A 20,470-nucleotide genomic window follows, 5' to 3' on the forward strand; every position below is an offset into this window, starting at 1 on the left:
ATTAACTTTCAGATACCCTATTGCGCGTTACGTACCTTTGCACCCCTGAACCCTATATAGGAGGTAATTTTTAAGATATTCTATGAATAAAAGATTATATCCTATATATGTTTACTACATCTTTATCACTTTGTTAACAGTGCCATACTTTCTTCCAGTCTTGGGTAATAATGAAAGCTGGGGCCAAATCCGCAATGGAGGGGGTATTTTTGGAGGTTTAGGAGCGTTTTCTTGAAAATTATCTCGTTTATTTCTGATCGCATAAGTGTTATTATGTGATTAAATTATACCTATTAAAAGCCATCTAAACGATATAAGAGAGGTTTTGATATATCTGAAAACTGAGCGTATAATAAGCCTATCTTAAAAACACAAAACACTATTGAGTAATTATTTGTTTGGACCATAATTTTTCTAAAAATGTCTTTAAGGGTAATACATAAATAGATAAATTTTCAAAATTCACTAACCTGGAGGTGCTTTCTAAAGAGATGACATAAGCTTTTTGTATTTGGTACTCCTGCATAAATACTTTCAAATTTTTGAATTCTGTATGATGAACATTAGAAGATATTTTAACTTCTATAGGTATAGTTCTTCCTTCTTTGAGCGTTACAATAAAATCCACTTCTAAACCTGATTTGCTACGCCAATAATTAATTTGATAATCCAGATCACAAAGATGTATATAGTTCTTAAGTTCCATAAAAATATAATGCTCCAGAGCCTTACCAGCTTCAGGACCTTTAGCTTCGGTAATACTTTTATGCATTATCTTATTTGCAATCCCTACATCAAATAAGTAAAATTTTGGAGTTGCTGTAATGATCTCTCTTCCTGCTTTTTTAGCATATGGCAGCACAAAATCTCCTACTAGAGTATCAACTAAAATTTGATAGTATTCTTTAACAGTTTTGGCATCTATAGCGCAATCTCTAGCTATATTAGAATAATTAATTAACTCACCGTGGTTATAAGCAATGCTATCTATAAATTTATTAAATGCTGCAATATTACGTACTAAAGCTTCAGCTTGTATTTCTTGAGTTAGATAATCTTCTACGTACGCTTTAAGTAATTTACTAGAGTTTGAATTTTTATAATGAGACGGGATGAGGCCATCATTAAAAATATTTATTAAGTCAAAGTTATTACTAATTTCAGGAAAACACAAAGGTCCTAAATTGTATTTAATAGCTCTACCTCCGAGCAGATTAATACTATGTTTCTTTAACTTTCTAGCACTTGATCCACAAAGTATAAAATAACAGTTTGTATTCTCTATTAACCAGTGCACTTCATCAAGTAATGCAGGTACTTTCTGGATTTCATCTATGATAATAGGGTGAAATAATTTATCCTCATCTAATGCTAAGATTTCTTCCCTAAGTAAGAAGGGACGTTTTAGATATTTTAGAAACAAGTCAGTTTTTAGTAAGTCATAATAAACAGATTTAGGAAACTTATTTTTTAAATAAGTTGACTTACCAACTTTTCTAGGACCCCATAAAAAAGCCGATTGTCTTTCCATTACATGCATTTCTAGATATCTGGTATACATAATATTTTAAATCAGGATAATATTCCTAGATAGTAAGCTTTTTTTGGATTAAAGTCCATAATTATTTCTTTATAAAATAATAAAAAGGAATCATGTAAAAAGATTTATCACATTAAAATACTAAAAAACCAATTATAAATTAGAGTTAAAAATAGGTTTGTTTAGAGGAGTTTGGTCCACATTTATTATACGATCAGTTTTTTGATAGATAATTTAGGATAAAAACACCTTTTATGCGATCAGTTAGGTATTAATACATCGTATAATAACACTTATGCGATCAGAAATAAACGAGATAATTTTCAAGAAAATGCTCCTAAACCTTCAAAAATACCCACTCCATTGCGGATTTGGCCCCAGCTTTCATTATTACACCATCTTGAGTTCGTAGAAATCCCTCATCAGAAAAACTAAAGCGATTAGGGGTGCTAGGACTGGCTACTGGATCTGGACTTGTTGGAGTATTGACGGGATTAGGACTTTCTAACTCATCTTGTTGTAAAGAATTGTTTCTCGAAAGATTAAGAGATAACTTTTTCCTATTGTTTTTTACAGCTTGATCTGCAACTTTATCGCTTAGTTTTGGATCCTCTTGATCATCGTTTTGAGCCATATAATAACCCTTTTGATTTTAATTCAAATCAATTATAAATTAAAAATAGATTATGGGTTTGAGAAAGCAGTGTTTATACCTATAATAATTCAAAAAAGTGCTTATGTTACCATAGGTAAATATTACGTTAAGAGTAGAGAGATTCGCCTAGTAATGAGTACTCATGATGGTTATGGATGAAAGGAACATCGTCTTGGATAGAATGGATGAGGGATTGGTATTCGGACTCAAAAGGAGGAGTATAAGCGATAGAAAGGAGATGGATGATTTCGGTATGGACCTTTTGTAGTAGTAACTTTATAGATGAAATATGATCTTTTAGTGGGGCTAAATATAAAGACATTCTTTTTCCTCTAGCTTATAATAGAGAAAGGGGTTTGAGGTTAGGAGTAAGCGAAAATTGCGTAATGTATGCTCTTAAGAAATTAAAGGTGATATATATTCGACCTTTGTCAGGAGATGAGACTAAAGATAGGCGTAAATTCTGTTTTTTACCGGAAAAAGCTTTAAACGGTGGAGCTATTAAGTTATTAAAAGAATTTTACTAAGGCGTTTTTAGCATATATTTAACATTAAAATTATAAAGTGCCACTTAAGCTTAAACTAAAAGAATCTAGTTCTGTAGAGCAGGAACTAAAAAAATTGCAAGATAAATTGCAAAATGCTACTCGTGCTACAGAACGAGAGAGTGAAACTTCTAAAACGTTCGATTCTAGTTCTTCTAGACCAGATTTTAAGAATATGCTAAAAAAACTCAATAAAAGATATCCTAAACTTTTTCCTTTGAAAGGACCTAGACCAGCTTTAAAGAAAGGTATAAAAAATGATCTGGCATCTTTTTTTGAGGATATATCTAAGACTAAAATATATAAATTTTTATACTGGTATACCTTTTCTAAAGCTTATTGTGAAACTCATATCGCCGGAACGCCAAGATATAATTTAGATTATAAAGTAGTAGGGTATATAACGGAAGAAGAGTCGAAAGGATTAAGGGACGAAGTAGAAAAAATGAACACAACAAAAAAAAGCTCTTCAATCTAAAAATGTATATACAAAAAATTTTATGTTGTATAAAAAGGGTAATAATGAAAGCTCGGGCCAAATCCGCAATGGAGTGGGTATTTTTGAAGGTTTAGGAGCATTTTCTTGAAAATTATCTCGTTTATTTCTGATCGCATAAGTGTTATTACACGATGTATTAATACCTAACTGATGGCATAATAGGTATTTTTATGCTGGATTATTTATGAAAAAACTGATCGTATAATAAAGTATGCTCAAAATTAAAGAAATTGAGGACTTTGCAAATTATCAAAAACAACTGAATAAGTCTGAAACTACAATCATTAATTACAAGCAAGATATAATACTTTTTGCGAAGTGGTTTGAAGAAAGTAATAATTACACATTTGCTGTATATAAAGTGACACCAACAGATCTTCGTTTATATAAACAGTATTTAATGGATAAAGAATTTAAGCCTAATTCCATTAATAGGAAAATGCTAAGCTTAAAATATTTTATGAAGTGGGGTGTTAATGCTAAAAAAAGTAGAACATCAATTACCTTTTCCTAGGCTTCTTAAAGATAATAATAATACTGCTAGATGGCTTAACCGTATTGAACAAAATTCTTTGCTAAGGCTTTTTGAAAGGTATGGCAGAACTAGAGATATAGCTATTATCAAAATCTTGCTAAATACAGGTATCAGAATCAAAGAATTATGTAATTTAAAATGGAAGCACGTGATTCTATTTAATCGTAAGGGAGATCTTGAGGTCAATTATGGCAAGGGTAATAAATCCCGTAGCATTCCCTTAAACAAATCCGCTAGAATAGCTTTTGAGTCTTTGGGTTATCACGCTAATGTAGGTAGTGATAATAGAATTTTCTTAGGTCAGCGAGGCCCCTTAACTCCTAGGGGGATCCAACTAATGCTTAAGAGAGTCTTAAATAAAAGTGAGTTATCTGATATCAGTCCACATGACTTACGTCACAGTTTTTGTAAAAACTTAGTTGATAGTGGAGTAAGTCTTGAAAAAATAGCAATACTTGCTGGCCATGAAAGCCTAGATACAACACGTATATACTGCCATCCTTCTTATGCCGATTTAAGCGAAGCAGTTAATAGAATTAGTGAAGAGGAATGAGTAGATTAAAAATACTATCTTCCCATGAAATTAAGAAATTTGATAATTTTCCATTATTAAACGACACTGAAAGATATCAATTTTTTAGTATTTCTTCTCACATACAAGAAAAGTTAAAAACGTTAATTGAACCTGAGAACAAAATGGGCTTTATCTTGCAGTTAGGTTACTTTAAAGCTACTGGTAAGTTTTATAAGGAATATAATCAAGACGATAAGGCTTTTATAGATAAGCAATTGGGTCTAAATGTTGAATTAGAAGGCTGGAATTACAGTGAAAGAACTCGACTTACGCACAAATCTGAGGTACTAAGCTTACTTGGTTACAAACCTTTTAATCAAAGCGTGGATATGTTTGAAGAAAGCATAGCTAATCTGGTATCTAAGCAAATGCATCCTCGCAAAATTATATTTTCCATGGTTGATTTACTTAGAGCCAAAAAGATTGAAGTTCCTAATTATGACAAGTTTGCTAGGTCTATTACAGAACATTTTAATAAGTTTGAAAAGAGCTTATCTTCTCAAGTTGCAGAGCATATTAAGAAGGAACATATAGATACTCTAAATGATTTACTAGGCTTAGAGGATGAGAAATCGACTCTATTGAGGGTAAAAACTATAAGCCAATCTTTGAAACCTCTGAAGATCAAACAGAGTGTGAGTAGCTTTTTAATAATCAAAAAAGCTTACAAAAATACTGAGCACTTAATAGAAAAGCTGAGCCTTTCTATAGAAGCTACAAGGTACTATGCAAATTGGGTAATTAAAGCCACTATAGCTCAAATAAGATCAATCCGTAATGATAGTATTCGACATTTGTATTTATTGGCATTCATTGAGCACCAGTATAAAAATTGGCAAGATATTTTTATAGATATCATTCTAAAGGTTAATCAGCAGCATCTTAACAAGGTTGAAATAACCCTTCAAGAATCTGATCATGCGTTTGCAAAACGTAATAACGATTTACTTGATTCCGTTATTAAAGCTTTTACAAGTCAATCAAAACTGATTAAAAAGGCTAGAGAGATACTTTACAAACCAATTATTAATGACCTTAGAATTCAAGAATTACGTTATTTGATACCTGAGATAGAATCAGAAACTCATTATTTAGATCGAGTAAACCAATTAAAAGAAAATTTTATAGGCTATAAAAGCGACAAACAAAATTTTGTAGTATTACAAAAATTATCGCGAAAGCTGCAAAACAGATTGGCTGATATAATAAGGCACCTAGATTTTGTCTCATCTGATAATAATTTAGAGGAGGCTATACTATTTTATCAAAGTAATTCTTTGAACAAATTTGCCCCTTATGACTTTTTGAAGCAAAATGAAATAGATGCAGTATATAAGGATGGATTCAATAATGCCTTATATAAAGCTTTATTGTTCTCAAAAATAGCTGAAGCCATTAAGTCAGGTGATATTAGTCTTGCTAAGTCATATCGTTACATGCCTATTGAAGCTTATTTAATCAAACAAGGGGTATGGAAAAAGGATAAAGATGCATTATTGGATAAATTAGATTTAGCAGGTTTTGGTGATATAGATCATTTGCTGTCAAAGCTTAGAATTCAACTAAATGATAAGTATGCTACGGTTAACAACAATCTTCCGAAAAATAAGTATCTTAAATTTAAGGAAGACGGCAGCTTTTCTTTATATACTCCTCCAGTCGAAAAACCAGACTATGATTCCGTATATAAAGTTATAGGTAGTGAAAGCTATATATCTATATTGCAGATGATGTTTGAGGTAAATCACGTAATAGGTTTTGCAAGTAACTTTAAGCATCATAAAGTCAAAAATGTAAGACAAAAAGTAGCTGATGAAACTATTTTTGCAGGTATATTTGCTTTAGGTAGCAATATTGGCATACATAAATTAGCTAATACGGCTATAGGCATTAGTTATAATACCCTATTACATGGAGTGAATTGGTATTTTTCATTAGAAAATCTATATGCTACCAATAATATGTTGGTGGATTTTATGAATAAAATGTGGTTACCTTCCCAGTTTAGGAAAGAGCAAAATTTTCTACATACTTCTAGTGATGGCAAAAAAAGATGCGTATCTGCAGAATCATTAAACGCTAATTATTCATATAAATATTTTGGTCATGGCCGTGGATCAAATGTTTACACCTTTATCGATGAAAGGCATATTTTGTTTTATTCCACAGTATTTAGTAGTTCAGAGCGTGATGCAAGTTACGTAATAGATGGCCTGCTACATAATGCAGACATCAAAAATAGTATGCACTCAACTGATACACATGGGTATACAGAATTAGTTTTTGCTATATCTTACCTAATTAAAACCTCATTTGCACCTAGGATTAAAGATATATCTTCTCAGTCTCTAGTATCTCTTGACAAGCAAGACCTTAGTTATATGATACTACCTGACAGATATGTGAGCGAAAAAAGCATCAAAAATTGCTGGGATACAATATTAAGACTAGTAGCCACAATATTGCTTAGAGAAGAAAAAGCATCTACCATAATTAAAAGGCTTGCATCATATGATAAGCAGCATAAACTTCATATTGCTTTAAAAGAATTAGGTCGCATTATTAAAACCTGTTTTCTTTTAACTTACATGGATAACGTAGAATTACGTCAAAAGATAGACAAACAACTTAACAAAGGCGAATTATCTAATAAGTTTCAAAGCGCAATATCCCTTGCTAATAACCAAGAGCTAATACAAATTGACAGAGACCTGCGAGAAAGCAGCGATGTGTCAAACTATCTTGCAAAATATTATAGTGTCATGGAATTATACAAGACTTACCCAGGTAATCATGCAAGCAGATAACCAACATAAGCATTCTCTCATGGAAAGTATTACTAATGGTTCGATCTTAACTTGGAAGCATGTCAATATGCTTGGAACTTACGACTTTAGGAATCTAGCTTTACAGTCTGGAAGTGCAAATACTCAAGATCTCCTAGACTTCCGTTTATAAAAATTTTGAATGATATTTTTATACTATGATCTTAAGATAAATTAACATAAATTACTTTATTGCCTGTACTAATAATCAATATTGTGGTAATATATAAATATATCAATTAAGATAGTAATTGTTATGCCAGAAGAAACAAAAAATTCAATCGTATCAGATGTAGGTCAAGATAATACAGCTCTTTTACACCAAGCTATACGCAAAGGAGATTATATAAAAATAAAAGAGCTACTCCAGGAAAGAAAAATTGACATTGATGCTGAAGATGCTTTTGGAATGCGTCCATTGTATAAGGCTGTATTAAAAAATTATGTAAATATAGCTAAGATTTTACTTGAACAGGGAGCTGATCCAAATGCTACATCTGATGGTAGCGTAGCATTAGAAATGGCTGCTAGACAAGGTAATATGGAAATGTTAATGTTGCTGTTAGATGGAGGGGCAACCGTTAACACTAAGAATTGTCTTTTGTTACATGCGGCTGCTGGAAGCATAAAAGATCAAGAACTAGAAGCTAAAAAGAATGATGGTTGGAAAGTAATGAGATATTTAATACAAAACTATCCTTTAAATCCTTATGAAAAAGATGATAGAGGTTTAACGCCTCAAGATATTTTAGGTGAAATAGATTGGTCATTTGAAGATTATTATTCAGAATTAGTTAATGAATGGCGGGCTGTAAAAGAGACTTCATTGTTAGGAGAATCTTGACTTTTGAAACAATAAAAAGGTTATGAGAAATGAAGGTGAGCAAGGCTTTTCCGTAAATCAATTGCTCAATTTTATTATACCCAGCGAAAGGGACCAAGATGGTCAACATGTTTCTTCAAGCGTTGAGCCAAGATTAAATGGTGATAAAGAAAAATGCCATTTAGATTGTCTAGCTAGGCTAATGACATCGGCAACATCAAACGAAAAATGCGTCGCTGTATGCGAACGAGGTGATAAATTACTTGTAGCTAGTAATTCAGGATCGCCAGAATATGCAGCAACATATATATCTCAATTACAATCATATTTAAATGATCCTAGTGAAAAATATGAAATGTTAGAGCTTGAAGCAAAAAAACAGATAAGCGATAAAATTAAAAAAGATAAGGTTTTTGATTTTGAGATAAATTATGAATTTTTAAAAGATATTAATTCTGAACTTTATGGATATCTTAAGGAACATAATAAGTCCGGCACAACAACAAGTTTAGACCAAATAATAGGCAAATGCAGCTCGATACTTTCTTTATCTGAAGAAACTTCAGACCTCAAAATACACCAAACTGCATCAAATATTATTCGTCCCTTAATTGATACTCAAGTTCTCATTAATCAGATAAATAAGACTCAAAATCTAAAAATAAGACAAGTTATTCAAGCAGGAGAAGTTGATTATGTTGAAGGCGAAAGAGGAAAGCATGCAGAAGTAAAAATTTCGGATCGCCTTTATGATACTCGAGATTCAATGCCTAATGGTGAATACTATATAGGGATTACAAAGCTAACTTGCGGTCCTTGTGATATGGCTCTAGAAACATTTGCTGAAGCCACGGGTAAAAATATTAAACTAAGTTATGCTGGTACTCATGGTGGGACTTACTCTAGTTGGCAGATTCCTAAATGGATTACCCCCGATAATCCATCACATAATATTTTTGTAGGAAAACTAAACCAAATATTAGCTAGTGATGATAAATGGGACAAAGCGCCAGAAGCAACTGCTATTTTGAAAGAAGATGTCGACCTTTTTTTAGAAAATTTTACACGTAAAGTTACTTCAGCAAAAGAAGCAGAGGTAGATAAAGGAGCTGGTGCTAGCGGCTCTATTTTTCCTCAACCAAAAGAAGATAAGGAAGTCACACTAGAAGCATCAATGAAAGGAGGTGATATTCGTGCTTCAAGTGCCTAGGCTGAAACATCAGGCACAAGACCATTATCCTCAAAAAAACCAGCACAGGCTCAAGCAACACATGAAGGAGTTGATGAGACATCAAGAATAAAGCAATTCTTAGTGGAAGGACAAGATAAATCACCTAGACCAAGCCCAGCTAGACCTTCTGGCGGTAGAGGTTCACCCTCTAGAGAAAGTCAAGCTAGAGGAGTTAGAAGAAGGGGATAGTTGAGGTGAGTGCTGTAACAACCTTTTAGCTATTTTATAGTATTGAAATAATTATACGATCAGTTTTATGTACTTTAATTTACTGTAAAATTACTATTAACAAAGGGAATATCAAAGGTTATTCAATCTTATAATAACACTTATGCGATCAGAAATAAACAAGATAATTTTCAAGAAAATGCTCCTAAACCTTCAAAAATACCCACTCCATTGCGGATTTGGCCCGAGCTTTCATTATTACCCAAGTCCAGCTTTTTTTGGTATGAATTATCAAATCTTTGAAAACCAAATAATTTTATTATCTTCAATTGATGCTCTTGCTGAGTACGTTTAACATAACTTTTTGGACGAAATGCTGTTTCGTTATAACCCAAATAGTTTGCAACATAACGGATATCAAGGTCATTAAAATATTGTGGATCATAAAATCTTTTAGAAAACTTAAAATATCCCCAGCTAAGTAAAAAACCTATTTGATTCGAAGGTGTTCGTAATTCTTTGGCAAATTCTAAAACTTGATTTGGAAAATTAAAGCAAACTTTACGCTCTAGTGGACTTAGTTCAGGAGGGGTTTGGAAAGCTAGCAAGCTATTTTTATCCAAAATATTCATCCTTGGCATAACATGGCCTAAATAAGATACAAAATTTATTATGAACATTGGCTATATCAGAGTTTCTAAAGTTGACGGCTCTCAAAATTTTAATCTTCAAAAAGATGCATTAATAAATTATGGCGTACTAGCAGAAAATACTACGAAGATCAAGCATCGGGAGCTAAAGACAATCGACCAGGTCTCATAGCTTGTCTCAAAGCCTTAAGAGAAGGTGATGCATTAGTAGTTTGGAAACTTGATAGACTAAGCAGAGACCTTAAGCACTTAGTCAATACTGTACAAGATCTTTCAGAACGTCAGGTGGGATTCAAAGTATTATCTGGACAAGGCGCTAATATTGATACCACAACTGCTAATGGTAGATTAGTATTCGGCATTTTTGCTGCGTTAGCAGAATTTGAGACTGAACTCATCAGGGAGAGAACAAAAGCAGGATTGGCAGCAGCACGCGCTAGAGGACGTAAGGGAGGGAAAAATCTGCTTTACCTAAAGCCCAAATACGCCTAGCGCAAGCAGCTATGGCCATTAGAGACACTAAAGTCTCAGAACTATGCAAACAAATAGGCGTTACCAGAGCCACCCTCTACCGCTATGTATCTCCAAACGGCACTATCAGATCTCACGGACAAAAACTTCTCAATTCTTAACAGACTAACTTTGATTTATGTGTTTATTTCTCTCAAGACGTTAACTTTGATATTTAAGTAATTTATAAACATTAAATAATTGATATCAAAATAACAAAATGTTACAATTGCCAAATTATAATACTATGATTTAATATGTCATTTAAAAAAATATTCGCAATTCTTAGAGATTTATGGTCCGCTGTCAGCTTACCTTTTTTACTTTTAATCCAGATAAACAAATTGAAGCAAATATACAGTACGACAGGGGTGTCAATTTGTTTAACCTAGAAAGATATAGTGATGCAATAAAAGCTTTTGATATAGTTCTTCGATTGAATTCACAAGATAAAGATGCTCATTGCAGTAAAGGTCTTGCGTTTTTAAACCTAGGCCAATACGCTTCAACTATTGAGGCATGTGATAAGGCTCTTGGAATAGATCCTAGATATTCAAGAGCTTACATTTTTAAAGGTGAAGCTTTATCTAAATTAAGTAAAAACTTAGAAGCAATCAAAGAATATGAAAAAGCAATGCTTTATGATTCACAAAATGCTACACCTTATATAAATAAAGCTGATGTGTTGTGCAAATTAGGTAGATATGAAGAAGCAATAAACTCTTTGGATAAGGCTATAAAATTTGATCCTAAGAATATAGATGCTTATTTTAAGAAAGGGTTTGCATTATTTAGACTAGGTAAATACCAAGATACCATAGAATTATGCGACCGTGTTATTGAGCTTGATCCAATGCATGCTGAGGCTTATTATAATAAGGGTTCGGCTCTATCTAAGTTAGGAAAATTTAATGAAGCGGTTAAGGAGTATAATAAAGCAATTACTCTTCAACCTTCAGATGATGCTTCTTACTTTAATAGGGGTATGACTTTATTTGATTTAGGTAGTTTTGATGAAGCTATAGAATCCTATAATCAAGCAATCAAACTTAATCCGAAAGAGTTTTACTATTATCAACAAAAAGCCAAAGCCTTATTAAATTTACAAGAATATTCAGCAGCTTTAGAAGTTATCAATGAATTTATTAAATCAGATACAGAAAATACACAAGCTTATCATGATGCAGGTATCATCTTATATCACCTAGAGCGTTATCAAGAGGCTATAGAGGCTTATGATAAGTTTATTGAACAAAACCCTCAAGACTCAGAAGTTTATACTAACAAAGGCAATGCTTTATTTAAGTTAGGTAAGCATCAAAAAGCCTTACAATCATATGATCACGCCATTAAATTAAACTCACAAAATGCGAATGCTTATTTTAATAAAGGTACCGCTTTATCATATTTAGATCGAAATCAAGAAGCTCTTGAATATCATGATAAAGCAATAATGTTTGATCCTTTTGTGTCTGATTATTATATAAATAAAGGTTTTGATCTTAGTGCTTTAGGTAAATATATTGAAGCTGTTGATTATTATAGCAAAGCAATAGATTTAGCCCCTGAAAGAGATATATCTTATCAAGGTAAGGGGGTAGCATTATTCAATTTAGGTAAGTATTATGAAGCCATATCAGCTTTTGATAAAGCTATAAATCTAGCCCCTCAAAAGCCTGAAGCTTACTACTTTAAGAGTCAAGCTCTTTATAATCTCAAAAGGTATCAAGAAGCGTTAAAAGTTTGTGAGCAATTGATAGATATTAACCCTAAATCCCTTAACGCATATGAATTAAAAACCCTAATTCTAAAAAAATTAAAATCTTAAAACTAATAATTATATCTGATGTATGTTCAAAAAAATCCTAATTATTCTCCAAAGTTTATTTTTTGTATCTAGTACTTCTGCTACATCAAACTATAATGCGCGAGAAGCTCTAAATTATGTCCAAAAAGGCCTCGATCTAATGGGTCAAGGTAGACATGAAGAAGCAATTAAGAATTATGATACGGCAATTAGTTTAGACCCCAGTTACCCTCCTGCTTATTTGGGTAAAGGATTTTCTTTAGCTTCTTTAGAACGTTCTATAGATGCTATAAGTGAATTTAATAAAGTTTTAGCATTGGATCCTCAAAATGCTTCAGCCTTTGCTTATAGGGGAGGTGAGTTATATAAATTAGGTAAATATCAACAAGCAATAGATGATTGCGATAAGGCTATTAATTTAGATCAACAAGATCCTATGCCTTACCATTACAAAGCTCTATCTTTAGATAAGTTGGGTCGCTATGAAGAGGCTATAAAATTTTTTGATAAAGTTATAGCATTAAACCCCGAAGACCCAGAAGCTTATGGAGCCAAAGCACATGCTTTATTTAAATTAGGAAAGAGTCAAGAATCTCTTGAACTTCATGATAAGGCAATATTACTAGATTCTAATAACCCTATATTTTATCTTAACAAAGGCGCAGCTTTGTTAAGCTTAAAAAAACATCAAGAAGCAATAAATTATTTTGATAAGGTTATATCTTTAGATCCTAAAGATTACATAGCTTTTTATAATAAAGGTTTTGCATTAAGTGAGATAGTTCAAAATGAAGAGGCTGTAAAGTTCTTCAAAAAAGCTATAGATATTAACCCTTTCGATCCTGAAAATCATATCGGATTAGGAGAATCTTTAAGTAAATTAGGTAGACACAAAGAAGCTTTGCTATCTTATGATAAGGCAATCAAGCTTGATCCACGCAATTATTTATTCCTCTGTAAGAAGTCAAAAGCTTTAATCCTAGATGGAAAATATCTAGAAGCAACAAAGGTTTGTGAAGCAGCTATTAAAATAAATCCAAAAGAGGTGGAAGCATATATTAATAAAGGTATCGCTTTATCTAAAATGGGTAAAAATGAAGAATCTTTAAAAGCTTATGATCAAGCAATCTCTATAAACCCTGAAGATTCCGGATTATATAATAATAAAGCTAATGTTTTAAATAGACTCAACAGATACGAAGAAGCTGAAAAGACTTATGATCAAGCTATCAAAAATGCCCCTCAAGACCCACTAGCTTACTATAATAAAGGAACATTTTTAAGTGACCTTGAACAATATGAGGAAGCTATTGAGAATTATGATAAATCCCTTGCTATTAATCCTAAAAACCTTGAGGCTTTGCATAACAAAAATAATGCACTGTGCCAATCTGGTAGATATGAGGAAGCCATTGAGTCCAGTGATAATACCATAAAGATGTATCCAGACAGCTCGCTGCCTTATATAACTAAAGCAAATGCATTATTTCATTTAAAGCGTTATCATGAGGCTATTAAAGTCTGTGACCAAGCGGTCAACATTAATCCCAAAGATGCTATGGCATACATGAATAAGGGCGATGCTTTATCTATGCTTAAAAACTATGATGGTGCTCTAAAAGCTTATGATCAAGCTATTCAAATAGATCCGCAGTATGTCAATGGGCATTTAAGTAAAGGTAATGAGTTAGCTGCACTCTGTAGATATCAAGAAGCTATCAAGAGCTATGATAATGCAATAAAGCTAGACCCTACTTTAGCCAAGGCTCATTATAACAAGGGTATAGCATTAAGTACATTAGGAGAGCATCATCAAGCTATTAAAGCCTTTGATAAAGCTATTGAAATTAACCCTAGCTATGCCGGAGCATATCTAAATAAAGGACATAGTTTGTGCGCACTAGATAAGCTAGAAGAAGGAATTTTGCAATACGATAAAGCGATTCAATTTAATCCGGGTAATACTGATGGCTTATTTTCTAAGGCGGCAGCCTTAGTGATGTTGGGTAAAAATCAAGAAGCAATAGGATTTTTTGATAAAGTCATATCTTTAGACCCAAAAGATTTTGAAGCTTACGGTCGCAAAGGAATGGCATTAATGAATTTAGGCAAGTATGAAGATGCGATCGAAACATTTAATAAGATTATTGAGCTAGCTCCTCACCAAACTCCAGCCTATTATTACAAAAGTCAAGCACTTTATAAACTAGACAAATATAAAGAAGCTTTAAAGGTATGCGATGAATTAATAAAAATCAGCCCTAATTTTTCAGGTGCTAGAGACTTAAGGCAGAAGATCTTGCAAAAATTATAACTAAATATTAAATCCATTCAGCATTATGAAAAGAAATATAGAAACTAGAGAATATGATGACGGATCTAGAGGACGTTTTGAAAAATTAAATGGCAAGCATGATGGCCTTTGGCAAATTTTTTATCCAAACGGTAAAATTAAGTGGGAAAAGCAGATGTCTAAAGGATTTGATCATGGTTATTCTAGGAAATTTAACCAAGATGGTTACCTTGTAGAAGAAAGATACTATTTTAAAGATGTTTTAGACGGTTGTTGGAAGATTTTTGACGATATGGGAAGATTAAAAGAAGAAACTTTTTTTGATATGGGATACGCTTTAAGAGAAAAAGTTTATGATTCTGAGGGTAATGTGATAAAAGATGAAGCAAAAGATAATTTAGTATCATATAATGCAATAAAAGATCTACCTTATATTAGGCAAGATTTTAAGGTTATTAGAAAACATGTCAAGTTTTCTTCTGATTCAATTTATGAGGCTGAGAAGGTAATACAAGAATTCAAAAGAACCGCATTTAAAATTCGCCCCACACCACTAGATCATGAATTATCTAAGAAGAGCAACTCTTATGTGGGAGACATTAACCTTGGCAGAGAAGGATAAATTTGGCCAAAGTGCGCAGATGGGGTACTTATCTATCACCTATAATACAATTACATATTCCCGAGTTAAAGAAAGTACCTTATATTTTAAAAGATTTGGATTATTTAATGATTTTTCTTCATTCAGATGGATATTATTATAATAGTAACGAAGATCATATACCAATTAGAGCTTATAGAAAAGGATCTAAATTAGTTCCTTTGCAAAAACCTCAAAACGTCATATGCAACCCTTTGTTAGCAAAATTTGAAGAAATTGATGATTATCCTAGTGATGATATGCCTACAGGATTGAGCCAGTGGTTTCACGGTCAAGATAATGAAGATATCTATACATGCTGTTCTGATAGTAAGGTCGGTGGTTGGCCACGATGGATACAAACTTCAGAATTATGCGGCAAATACCAATTTGTCTTGCAAATAGACGCTAGTGGTGAAGAATATTGGGAATGGGGAGACTGTCCTATTTTATATATTTTTAGGCATATAGTTAAAAGAAATTTTCATGCATCAACTCAATTTTGTTAAGGTATATGTAAAGGTTTAGATTTAATCTGACATTTAGTATAATTATATATAATAAATGAAAGGTTAAATATATGAACTTAAATCAGAAAATTATCAAACCTAAAATAGGTCTTTTGGAGTTAGCTAAGCAATTAGGCAACGTTTCAAGCGCAAAGCTATAGGTTACAGCCGTGATAGTTATTATCGCTTCAAAGAGATCTATGAAACAGGTGGAGAAGAAGCATTAGTAGAAATTAGTCGTAAGAAGCCAATACTTGCTAATAGAGTAGAAGATTATATCGAAAAAGCTGTTTACGATATGGCTATCGAGCAACCAGCTTGGGGACAGCTCAGAGTCTCAAATGAGCTTAAAAAAATGGGTATATTGATATCACCCACAGGAGTTAGATTGGTGTGGTTACGTAACGATTTAAATAATTTTAAGAAGCGTCTAAGCACTTTAGAAACCAAATCCGCTCAAGATGGTATAATATTGACAGAAAGCCAACTACAAGCGTTAGAACGTAAAAAGAACTTAGTAGAAGCTTAAAGCGAGAAATACAGACCGAACATCCTGGCTATTTAGGAGCACAAGATACATATTATGTAGCTAATTTTAAAGGTGTAGGAAGAGTATATCAACAAACATTTATAGATACATACTCAAGAGTGGCTAGCGCTAAGCTCTATTCAGATAAAACAGCTATTACTTCAGCTGACTTACTTAATGATAGAGTAATACTATTTTTTGATGAGTATAAAATACCGCTATTACGTATCTTAACAGATCGAGGGACGGAATTTTGTGATAAGTTGGAAAATCATGCATATCAGCTATTTTTGAGCATAGAAGCTATTGATCATACTAGGACCAAAGCTTACCATCCTCAAACTAATGGAATAGTGGAGAGGTTTCATAAGACGATGAAGAATGAGTTTTATGATTCTGTATTTAGAAAAAAGATTTACTCTTCTTTAGAGGAATTACAGGATGATGTTGATAGATGGTTGGAATATTATAATGAAGAAAGGCCTCATGCTGGTAAGTATTGTTATGGAAAGACTCCTATGCAGACCTTTTTAGATTCAAAACATATAGCTGTTGAAAAGTCTAATGAAGCTAGCTATTATGAAAATAGTAATTTGTCCTAATACAACAAATTATTTCATCTTGTCTGTCAGATCAAGTATAGACTTTTACATTTGGGCTTTAGATAAGGCAGATTTTCTACCTCCTTTACGTCCTCTAGCGCGTGCTGCAGCTAATCCCGCTTTTGTTCTTTCTCTGATAAGTTCAGTCTCAAACTTCGCTAATGCAGCGAAAATGCCAAACACTAATCTGCCATTAGGAGTTGTGGTGTCAATATTAGCTCCTTGGCCAGCTAGGACTTTAAATCCAACTTGACGTTCTGAAAGGTCTTGTACGGTATTGACTAAATGTTTAAGGTCTCTATCTAATCTATCAAGTTTCCAAACTACTAATGTATCGCCTTCTCGTAGAGCTTTGAGACAAGCTATAAGACTTGGACGCTTTGGTTCCAGATGCTTGATCTTCATAAATATTTTCTTCTAACACACCGGAATTTATTAATGCATCTTTTTGAAGGTCAAAATTTTGAGAACCGTCAACTTTAGAAACTCTGATATAACCAATTTTCATAATAAATTTTGTATCTTAAACGAGCGTTTGTGAAACAATAAAAATTATCATTTTCAGAAGTAGCTCGCAATGGAATATTTATTGAGATGATATGCAAAATGTTTTCTTTACTTTAATACTTTATTATATTATACTCTTAAAAATTAATTCAATTATTAGATTTGCATGACTCAATTAAGTAATAATTTGCCTTTACACGAAGCAATTAAGAAAAACAAGATAAAGGAAGTTGATAGACTACTACAAGAAGCAGGTGATGATGAGGCAAAAATAATTTCAATTTCAAGAATAAATAAATTCCAGCAAAACGCACTTCATCTTGCTGCAGCGGAGCATAATGCTGCAATATTAGAACTTTTACTAGACGCTAATCCCACTCCTTATGTATTGAATGCTCAAGATGAAAATGGTAAAACACCCCTTCATTATGCAACTAGAGATGAAAAGAGTACTAAATGTGCTGAACTGCTTTTAAGAAAAAGGGCAGATATTAATGCACGAGATTTTCTTGGAAATGCAGCTTTACACTTGGCTTTAAAAGACAAAGATTTTGGTATGTTAAAATTTTTGTTAAGTAGCAAAGCTAATATAGACATACCGAATGGTTCCAACTACTCTCCTTTGAGAATAGCTTACATGCAAGGTAATGAAGAAATGATAAGGATATTGCTAAATGGTGGAGCAAATCCTAATGCTATCTGTGATAATAGAGACAACACCTTATTACATATAAATTCAGAAAGAAATGATCTTTCTCAAGTGCAATTTTTATTAAGTAAAGGAGCCGATCCAAACATATGCAATAAATTAGGATATGCTCCTTTAAGAATAGCTCATATGCAAGGTAGTGGAGAAATGATGGGGCTATTGCTAAACAATGGAGCAAAACCTGATACCGCGTGTGATGATAGAGGGAATACTTTATTACATATAAATTCAGAAAGAAATAATATCCCTAATCTACAATTTTTGTTAAGTAAAGGCGCCAATCCAAATATTGGCAATTGCAATATGGAGACACCCTTACACTTAGCTATTAAGTTTGGTTCACTAGATGCAGTAAGGATGTTTTTACAGTTACCAAACATCAAAGTTAATAGAGATATCTATGGTAACACACCTTTAAAAAGTGCTATTCAATTAGGTCTTACAAAATTCCCAGGTCTCTTAGACTTCGTACCAAAACTTTTTGAAAATGATGATGTCACAGACTATGCTAATGTCTTACTTGCGTTAGTTGACGCAGAAAGAGAGGACTTAGTCAAATTATTTTTAAACGGATCTAAAAGTGACATCATCGCTTCTGAAGCTTTAGAATTAGCGATTGAAAATGATTTGGCTGAAATAGCGAAACATTTTTTCACCTATGATAGTCAAAACTATGAATTAGGTCTTAGAAATGCATTAAAGCACAGTAACCTTGAGGCGGTCAAATATATATTGAATAAAAAGCCTGAGCTTATAAATAAACGTTTTAAGTCAGATGAGAAATTTCCAACGGTCAGTAAACATATAAATCATCGTCTTGTATGCAAAGATCCATTTTCTTCAACACCTTTATTTATTGCTGCACGTGAGTCTAAAAGTGAAGTGGTGGAATTTCTTTTAGAGAAGTGGCTTCAATATAAACCACAAAGTAAAAAAGGTTCTGCACCTTCAAATGATGGCTCAAAAGAACATCTCTTCTTATTGTATATACACGCTACGTATAATCCTGATAGCGCTGAGATAATCAATTTTCTTGCGAAAAACAAGATTGAAGGAATTGATAAAGTTGCGCCAGATATAGTTAAACATAGCGCTTTAATACAAGCTGTTAAGAATCATTCATATGATGCTATAAAAGCTTTGTTAAATAATGGAGCGGAAGTTATTTCTGATAAACTTCATCATGATCTTAATTCTTGGCAAAAAGAGTTAGTAGATTCATCTAATTTCTTGAAGTCTATAAAAGTGCTTGTAAAGCATGGCTTTGATATTAATGACAGGTCAGGATTAGTAATAGGAGATCATTCAGTCGACTTTGCGGGATATGGCAACAATATAGAAGCAATGGGGCTATTATGGAGCTTCGCAGACGCTAAAATACTTTCATATTGTATTAATCGTCCATTAGTTAAAGCAAGGATTGAAGAAGTTTTGAAGACTAAGAATGGTTTATTAGTCTGGGCTAACATTTGGCATTTATGTTTTCATGAACAAAAGCCAGAGTATGAAAGGTTTGGAGAAGAGTTATTGCTTAAATTACCCAAAGTTGAATCAAACTTACAAGAAATACTCAAACAAGAAGCTGCAGAAGTAGAAAAATTAAGCAAAGAAATAACTGACTTAATCAAAGAATTAAATGAAAAGAGCCAGCCACAGAAAAATGACCTATTAGAAGAAAAAATCAACAAATTGTTTGAAATTCTATATGAAGAAGAGGATTTTTATAATAGAGCTCAGGCTATGGGAAATAAGATAAAAGATACATTAAAAGCTAATCCTATTGATCCAACATTGCCACAAATAAGTAAATTTATAGAACAAATAAAAGTACCGATTTCATCATTAATACAATTAAATATAGACAAGTATTCAGCGATAGTAAGAAAAGAAGAGGGCGAGCATCCGCCTATTTTAAGTGTAGAGGGTGAGAAAAATAGTACTTTATCCTTAATGTGTTCGTTTATGGAAGGTAAAGATTTAAATAGTTTTAAAGACATTATTCCACTTGGGGCTAAACCTAAAATAACCAAACCAACAAAAGACAAATCAACAAAAAGAGCAAAACTCATAAATTTATATGCTCAAGGAAGTTCTGAAAATAGTTCTTCGTCAGAAGATGACAATAATTCCCTAAAGGGTTATTTATCTGATACCAATTTGTCTGGAAATTCAAATGGCTTAATGAAAGTAGGCGAAAATTTTTTCTTAGAGGGTTATTCATCTGACGATACTATTGTGTCTAAGAATCAAGATGGTTTAATGGGATTAGAAGCCTACCCTTTCTTAGCTGATCTATAGTCTAAGGAACTGCAGCCAATG

General features: G+C 32.6%; 16 protein-coding genes and 3 pseudogenes. 14 read left to right on the forward strand and 5 right to left on the reverse strand.

Annotated features, from left to right (window positions below):
* The first annotated feature begins 82 nt into the window (after positions 1 to 82).
* Positions 83 to 235, forward strand: coding sequence for a hypothetical protein (locus phytr_RS06410; RefSeq protein WP_158706877.1), 153 nt, complete (start codon positions 83 to 85; stop codon positions 233 to 235).
* A 144-nt stretch (positions 236 to 379) separates the two neighbouring features.
* On the opposite strand, the gene phytr_RS05205 is transcribed toward phytr_RS06410, so the two are convergent.
* The 3 genes from phytr_RS05205 to phytr_RS06415 form a co-directional block, all read right to left on the reverse strand.
* On the reverse strand, positions 380 to 1,561 hold the full coding sequence (locus phytr_RS05205; protein ID WP_106874813.1) for an ATP-binding protein: 1,182 nt from the start codon (positions 1,559 to 1,561) through the stop codon (positions 380 to 382).
* A 316-nt stretch (positions 1,562 to 1,877) separates the two neighbouring features.
* Entirely contained in the window at positions 1,878 to 2,174 is a 297-nt protein-coding gene (locus phytr_RS05210) for a hypothetical protein (RefSeq protein ID WP_106874814.1), read from the reverse strand.
* 127 nt (positions 2,175 to 2,301) lie between these two features.
* Positions 2,302 to 2,517, reverse strand: a complete 216-nt coding sequence (locus phytr_RS06415) for a hypothetical protein (protein WP_158706878.1) — start codon at positions 2,515 to 2,517, stop codon at positions 2,302 to 2,304.
* 242 nt (positions 2,518 to 2,759) lie between these two features.
* Here phytr_RS06415 and phytr_RS05215 point away from each other — a divergent pair, with 242 nt between their 5' ends.
* From phytr_RS05215 to phytr_RS05245, 6 genes and pseudogenes are all read left to right on the forward strand, one after another.
* Complete coding sequence (locus phytr_RS05215; protein ID WP_106874815.1) at positions 2,760 to 3,218, forward strand: ProQ/FINO family protein; 459 nt, start codon at positions 2,760 to 2,762, stop codon at positions 3,216 to 3,218.
* Positions 3,219 to 3,450: 232 nt separating this feature from the next.
* Positions 3,451 to 3,753, forward strand: a complete 303-nt coding sequence (locus phytr_RS05220; protein ID WP_106874816.1) for a site-specific integrase — start codon at positions 3,451 to 3,453, stop codon at positions 3,751 to 3,753.
* Positions 3,716 to 4,327 (forward strand): tyrosine-type recombinase/integrase, encoded by a 612-nt coding sequence (locus tag phytr_RS05225; protein WP_106874817.1) that lies wholly within the window; start codon positions 3,716 to 3,718, stop codon positions 4,325 to 4,327. The genes phytr_RS05220 and phytr_RS05225 overlap by 38 nt, the downstream gene beginning before the upstream one ends.
* A pseudogene (locus phytr_RS05230) lies at positions 4,324 to 7,306 on the forward strand (Tn3 family transposase). Before phytr_RS05225 ends, phytr_RS05230 begins: the two are co-directional and overlap by 4 nt.
* A gap of 123 nt (positions 7,307 to 7,429) precedes the next feature.
* On the forward strand, positions 7,430 to 8,017 hold the full coding sequence (locus phytr_RS05240) for an ankyrin repeat domain-containing protein (protein ID WP_106874820.1): 588 nt from the start codon (positions 7,430 to 7,432) through the stop codon (positions 8,015 to 8,017).
* A 22-nt stretch (positions 8,018 to 8,039) separates the two neighbouring features.
* The gene (locus phytr_RS05245) at positions 8,040 to 9,206 is read left to right on the forward strand and encodes a hypothetical protein (RefSeq protein ID WP_106874821.1); all 1,167 of its coding nucleotides are present in this window, start codon (positions 8,040 to 8,042) and stop codon (positions 9,204 to 9,206) included.
* A gap of 380 nt (positions 9,207 to 9,586) precedes the next feature.
* Here phytr_RS05245 and phytr_RS05250 read toward each other — a convergent pair whose 3' ends face one another.
* A complete protein-coding gene (locus tag phytr_RS05250; RefSeq protein WP_106874822.1) occupies positions 9,587 to 10,075 on the reverse strand; it encodes a DUF4158 domain-containing protein in 489 nt (162 codons plus the stop codon).
* 60 nt (positions 10,076 to 10,135) lie between these two features.
* On the opposite strand from phytr_RS05250, the gene phytr_RS05255 reads away from it, so the two are divergent.
* From phytr_RS05255 to phytr_RS05280, 6 genes and pseudogenes are all read left to right on the forward strand, one after another.
* On the forward strand, positions 10,136 to 10,537 hold the full coding sequence (locus phytr_RS05255) for a recombinase family protein (protein ID WP_458692833.1): 402 nt from the start codon (positions 10,136 to 10,138) through the stop codon (positions 10,535 to 10,537).
* A 313-nt stretch (positions 10,538 to 10,850) separates the two neighbouring features.
* Complete coding sequence (locus phytr_RS05260) at positions 10,851 to 12,383, forward strand: tetratricopeptide repeat protein (RefSeq protein WP_106874823.1); 1,533 nt, start codon at positions 10,851 to 10,853, stop codon at positions 12,381 to 12,383.
* Between the two features lie 22 nt (positions 12,384 to 12,405).
* Positions 12,406 to 14,676, forward strand: coding sequence for a tetratricopeptide repeat protein (locus phytr_RS05265; protein ID WP_106874824.1), 2,271 nt, complete (start codon positions 12,406 to 12,408; stop codon positions 14,674 to 14,676).
* Between the two features lie 25 nt (positions 14,677 to 14,701).
* Positions 14,702 to 15,277: a toxin-antitoxin system YwqK family antitoxin gene (locus phytr_RS05270; RefSeq protein ID WP_106874825.1), complete on the forward strand. Its 576-nt coding sequence runs from the start codon at positions 14,702 to 14,704 to the stop codon at positions 15,275 to 15,277.
* Between the two features lie 11 nt (positions 15,278 to 15,288).
* Positions 15,289 to 15,804: a YwqG family protein gene (locus tag phytr_RS05275; RefSeq protein WP_158706880.1), complete on the forward strand. Its 516-nt coding sequence runs from the start codon at positions 15,289 to 15,291 to the stop codon at positions 15,802 to 15,804.
* A 71-nt stretch (positions 15,805 to 15,875) separates the two neighbouring features.
* Positions 15,876 to 16,935, forward strand: a pseudogene (locus tag phytr_RS05280) (IS481 family transposase).
* Positions 16,936 to 16,980: 45 nt separating this feature from the next.
* Here phytr_RS05280 and phytr_RS05285 read toward each other — a convergent pair.
* Positions 16,981 to 17,443: pseudogene (locus phytr_RS05285) on the reverse strand (recombinase family protein).
* A 165-nt stretch (positions 17,444 to 17,608) separates the two neighbouring features.
* On the opposite strand from phytr_RS05285, the gene phytr_RS05290 reads away from it, so the two are divergent.
* The gene (locus tag phytr_RS05290) at positions 17,609 to 20,449 is read left to right on the forward strand and encodes an ankyrin repeat domain-containing protein (RefSeq protein ID WP_106874827.1); all 2,841 of its coding nucleotides are present in this window, start codon (positions 17,609 to 17,611) and stop codon (positions 20,447 to 20,449) included.
* Positions 20,450 to 20,470 lie beyond the last annotated feature (21 nt).

The sequence above is a fragment of the Candidatus Phycorickettsia trachydisci genome (assembly GCF_003015145.1).
In the GTDB taxonomy this organism is placed as follows: domain Bacteria; phylum Pseudomonadota; class Alphaproteobacteria; order Rickettsiales; family Rickettsiaceae; genus Phycorickettsia; species Phycorickettsia trachydisci.

What these genes read in the sequence shown, in the direction of transcription:
- phytr_RS06410 (WP_158706877.1), top strand. Translation starts at nt 83, where the DNA reads ATGAATAAAAGATTATATCCTATATATGTTTACTACATCTTTATCACT.
- phytr_RS05205 (WP_106874813.1), bottom strand. Translation starts at nt 1,561, where the DNA reads ATGTATACCAGATATCTAGAAATGCATGTAATGGAAAGACAATCGGCT.
- phytr_RS05210 (WP_106874814.1), bottom strand. Translation starts at nt 2,174, where the DNA reads ATGGCTCAAAACGATGATCAAGAGGATCCAAAACTAAGCGATAAAGTT.
- phytr_RS06415 (WP_158706878.1), bottom strand. Translation starts at nt 2,517, where the DNA reads ATGTCTTTATATTTAGCCCCACTAAAAGATCATATTTCATCTATAAAG.
- phytr_RS05220 (WP_106874816.1), top strand. Translation starts at nt 3,451, where the DNA reads ATGCTCAAAATTAAAGAAATTGAGGACTTTGCAAATTATCAAAAACAA.
- phytr_RS05225 (WP_106874817.1), top strand. Translation starts at nt 3,716, where the DNA reads ATGCTAAAAAAAGTAGAACATCAATTACCTTTTCCTAGGCTTCTTAAA.
- phytr_RS05240 (WP_106874820.1), top strand. Translation starts at nt 7,430, where the DNA reads ATGCCAGAAGAAACAAAAAATTCAATCGTATCAGATGTAGGTCAAGAT.
- phytr_RS05245 (WP_106874821.1), top strand. Translation starts at nt 8,040, where the DNA reads ATGAGAAATGAAGGTGAGCAAGGCTTTTCCGTAAATCAATTGCTCAAT.
- phytr_RS05250 (WP_106874822.1), bottom strand. Translation starts at nt 10,075, where the DNA reads ATGTTCATAATAAATTTTGTATCTTATTTAGGCCATGTTATGCCAAGG.
- phytr_RS05260 (WP_106874823.1), top strand. Translation starts at nt 10,851, where the DNA reads ATGGTCCGCTGTCAGCTTACCTTTTTTACTTTTAATCCAGATAAACAA.
- phytr_RS05265 (WP_106874824.1), top strand. Translation starts at nt 12,406, where the DNA reads ATGTTCAAAAAAATCCTAATTATTCTCCAAAGTTTATTTTTTGTATCT.
- phytr_RS05270 (WP_106874825.1), top strand. Translation starts at nt 14,702, where the DNA reads ATGAAAAGAAATATAGAAACTAGAGAATATGATGACGGATCTAGAGGA.
- phytr_RS05290 (WP_106874827.1), top strand. Translation starts at nt 17,609, where the DNA reads ATGACTCAATTAAGTAATAATTTGCCTTTACACGAAGCAATTAAGAAA.